Raw genomic sequence first — 3999 nt, 5'->3', positions numbered from 1 at the left:
AAACGGGAATGACTGTTGGAGCAACTGTAGAACAACCAACAACAACAGATCCGACAACGATCACAAAAGAGGCTGTACCAACCACAACAGAAGCAACACAGCCCGAAGAAGATACAAGGATAGCCGAAACTAGTGGAAAAGGATCGAACCGAACAAATGGATCAACATCAAAAGAAAAGACAAAAACGGATGTTGTAGCGAAACCTGTTAGGTTTTTAAGTTCAGCTAAAAAAAGCGTTCCCATGAGAGCTATCAAAAAAGACACTGCTTTTTCTAATATTTTATCTAAAAACAACGGTCATACTTTCCCAAAGACTGGTGAAAGTACGCTATTTTCCAATATTTTACAAGCTGTAGGTTTTTTAGTTATAAGTGTCCTAGGTGTAGTTAGCATAAGAGTGAAGAAAACAAAGAACTAATCAATTTAATTAATTGATTTGGATAATAATTTTCTCCAAACGTCATCTGCCGGGTACGCAGAAACTGTATAGAAATCAAAATAGGCAAAGACTGAAGCTATTGTGATCAGTCTTTGTCTAGATTCTCAGTGAAAGCATAATCTTTAGGTGCCATAGAACATCAAAAATAGAAAAAGGAGAATAATTTATGAAATGGTTTTTTATGATATGCACTTTAGTATTACTCAGTTTTATTTAGAAATGTATCACGTTTTTAGAGAGGGATAATGCATGTTTGGAGAAACGATTAGAGAAATACGGCTAAAAAAAGGATTTAGTCAAAAAGAAGTCTATAGAAATATTATCTCAAAATCATATGCGATTGAATTTGAAAAAGGAAAACATAATATATCTTCTGATGTCCTTATTAAGATATTAGAAAACTTGTCTATGGATATTAGCGAGTTCTTGTTTATTGCCAATGGCTATAAATTAAATGAACAAAATCATTACACTTATAATTACGCCAACCTATCTAATAAGCAAGACATAAAAGGATTAGCGTTACTTTTAAAAGAACTAGAAAGAAAATCAGGACAAATAAATGCGATCAGAGTGGCTGAGGTACGCTCGAGAATAAGAATTTTACAGCATTTAGAAGTTTATGGAGTATACAATACCGCTGCCGTTTTAGAAGAAGATAAGCAACTGATTTTGTCCTATTTAATGGGGATTGAAAGCTGGACGCTTCAAGAAATACATTTATTTGCCAATACACTAGATTTTTTAGATCACGAATTTATATTTATCTTTTTTAAAAGAGTTTCTAAACTGCTGGAGTATTACATTCAATTTGAGAAAGGCAGAGAAGTATATTGTGGTCTCCTGATTAATATTATTGAATATACATTTGTAAAAAAGCAGTATGAGTTTGCAGAAGTTTTACTTACCCAATTGGGGTTGTTATCCACCAGTTTCCAAGACTTTTTTTCGAGAACACTGTACAAATTTTTTGAAGGATTACTGATTATGAGGACAGTCAATGAGGAGCAGGGAAGAACAATGGCAACAAGAATGCTAGACATCATGATTGAACTAGATCAAGCACCTTTATCAAAAATGTTCTCGTTATTGTTGGAGTAACATGCTGATTCCAGTGTATTAAATCTATGTTGAAGTTAGAAGCTACTAAATATAATGTTTAAGACAGCGCCATGCAAGGTGACTCATAGATAGGCGCTTTGTGTAAATATAGTTCAAAAAGTATAGGGGATTACAGAAGCAAAGGTTCAAAAAACTAAAACGTTTTTGAACTCTTTTTTTTATTGCTTATTTTCATAGGTTTATAAAAGGAAAGTGGAATTCAGCAAATCTGGAAAGTCCGAAATACCAGACCAAAATGATTCGAACAAACGAGGTTTGATAAACTATACATTGTGCTTAATGTCACAATAGTGTTCCGACAGAACTGGTTTTCTGATGATTTACTTTGTAATCAAATCTAGGACATTGACATTGGCCATTTTTCAATTATGGATGGGATGGAGTCGATTTGTAACTGAGTTTATTTTAGTTGCTGTTCAACAAAGGGTAATGAGAGAGTGAGTAGCGACTATCATCGTCTAAGTTAGCAAACAATATAAAAAAACTATCGAAAGATAGAAGTATAAATAATTAAAATGAGAGAGGGAAGAAGTGTATGAGAGAAAGAAGGAAACAAACAAGGATCGGAAGGTATATTGAAGAGCATAAGAAAGGGTGTGTCCTAGCTCTTGCTGCACTGGGAATGATCTTTTCATTTAGTGTGGGCGCCTATGCAGCGATTGCAACGACGTTTCATTTTTTGGGGACAAAAGACGATTCCATAAGAATTGCACAAGTTTTAAGCGCTTTGGGGATAGAGATTAAAGGTCAAAAAGCCCAAATAGCACAACTAGTCCAAGAAAAAGCGGAAGCTGAAGCAGCAAAAGCAAAAGCGGAAAGTGATTTACAAGCGGCCAATGAAACAATCGAAAACGTGCAAGCCCAAAATAGTGAAGCTTCTGCTGCTGTAAGTGGTGCGAACGCCAATGTTAATAAGGTAGCGCAATATGCAAAAGATTTAGAATCTGCAAATACGAAGCTAAAGGATTATGCGAACGCAGTTGCTGCGGACGCCGGTTTAAGCGATAGCTCCATAGACGTCGATAATACCAATGATGCGTTGAGTCAAGTGGACAGTGAACTGCAAGCCGCAATTAGTAAAGCTAATGACAGCAATGGAAGTAAGGAAAAAGCGCAACAAGCTGTCGATGAAGCAAACAAAGCAAAATAGCATAGAATCTCTAAGATAGATTCGGTTTTCCCTGCAATAGTCGTGCTGCTTGAATAATTTTTTGAGTGTATAATAGAAAAACGAGTGAACATACGCTTATATTTTAGGAGCAATGTTTCCTTTCGCTGGGAACTATTTATAAAGAAAGGTATCTAGAAAATGAATCCTCTCTAGATACCTTTTTTATGTACTTAAGTAGGAAGATCGTTTTTTATGGTAGATTCAATCAAAATTGTTAAGGAAATTCTCTTGTATCAATAATCATTTTTTACAAAATTAAAGAATGTACACCTTAGAGATTTTGGCAGTTCAAGGCTACTCGTTTATTTTCTGAACGAGTAGCTTATTTTTGTATCTATAGAATCGGATACAACTCATTGTTCACTTAAAAATCAGATTTGTGAGTATTAGAACAGCTCATCAAAAGTGAACAGAAACTTAAAAGGTTTTGATCCTTTTTAGTTACTTATTTCATAACTCCTTAAGTAATTCAATAACTAGATCAAAAAGGTATTATTTCAGAGAACAGTAGAGTATACTCCATGGATTTTTTGCCGAATGAAATATACAAATCATTATTGGCAGCTAAATATGTTGCGCAAAAATAAATTTCGGATAATGGAATGTGCATTATGAAACTATTAAAAGAGTGTTCAGAAAATGACTAGTTTCTGGACCCTCTTTTTTTATGACAATTGAAGCACGTAGCTTTCGTTTTGTGTCTATTGATATACAAAATATTGTTCATTTAAAAAGAAAGTTTATAGAAATAGAGACACTTTAATTGTTGCGGAAAGAACATATGTAACAATACGTAACTACCGTTGCGTATTTTGTATTGTTTTTTGAACAAAATTCAACAAACGTAATGAAAGATGGGATTATCATTCAACCTATCGGTAAATCAAAAAGCTCCTCTAGAAAAAAAGTGGCGAGCGCTCAGATTATTTTTGACGGATTGCTAGAAGTTGATATTGAAAGCAATCAGAAAGTACATTGTACGTGTTAAGAGAGAAGGATTCTATAGAGCTGAGTTTATTAAATCAATTGTTCAATATATTTCAAGTGGGAAAGGAAATAATAAGACTGTTGATTATTATAAATGCTAATTTATAAAAATTAAGAAAGATCATTTTAATTTATTTTCCGGAAAACGCCTAATAAATCAGCATTTACAAGTCTGTTTTTGAATTTTTTTTTATTTTGTAGTTTTTTTTTGAAAAAAAGGCATTGACCTTAAACCTGGTTTAACCCGTATATTAATTTGTGAATTAAATATTTAATAAT

Annotated in this window: 2 protein-coding genes and 1 pseudogene; all 3 read left to right on the top strand. The window is 33.3% G+C overall.

Annotated elements, in window-relative coordinates:
* A pseudogene (locus A5882_RS03870) lies at window positions 1-419 on the top strand (hypothetical protein); the annotation flags it as partial.
* A gap of 270 nt (window positions 420-689) precedes the next feature.
* Window positions 690-1541, top strand: a complete 852-nt coding sequence (locus A5882_RS03865; RefSeq protein ID WP_086372439.1) for a helix-turn-helix domain-containing protein — start codon at window positions 690-692, stop codon at window positions 1539-1541.
* Window positions 1542-2097: 556 nt separating this feature from the next.
* Window positions 2098-2712, top strand: coding sequence for a hypothetical protein (locus A5882_RS03860; protein WP_008381639.1), 615 nt, complete (start codon window positions 2098-2100; stop codon window positions 2710-2712).
* Window positions 2713-3999 lie beyond the last annotated feature (1287 nt).

The organism is Enterococcus sp. 4E1_DIV0656, assembly GCF_002140695.1.
Classification (GTDB): Bacteria; Bacillota; Bacilli; order Lactobacillales; family Enterococcaceae; genus Enterococcus_D; species Enterococcus_D entomosocium.
Note: the sequence above shows the minus strand (reverse complement) of the source record. Positions and strands in the feature narration are given on the sequence as shown.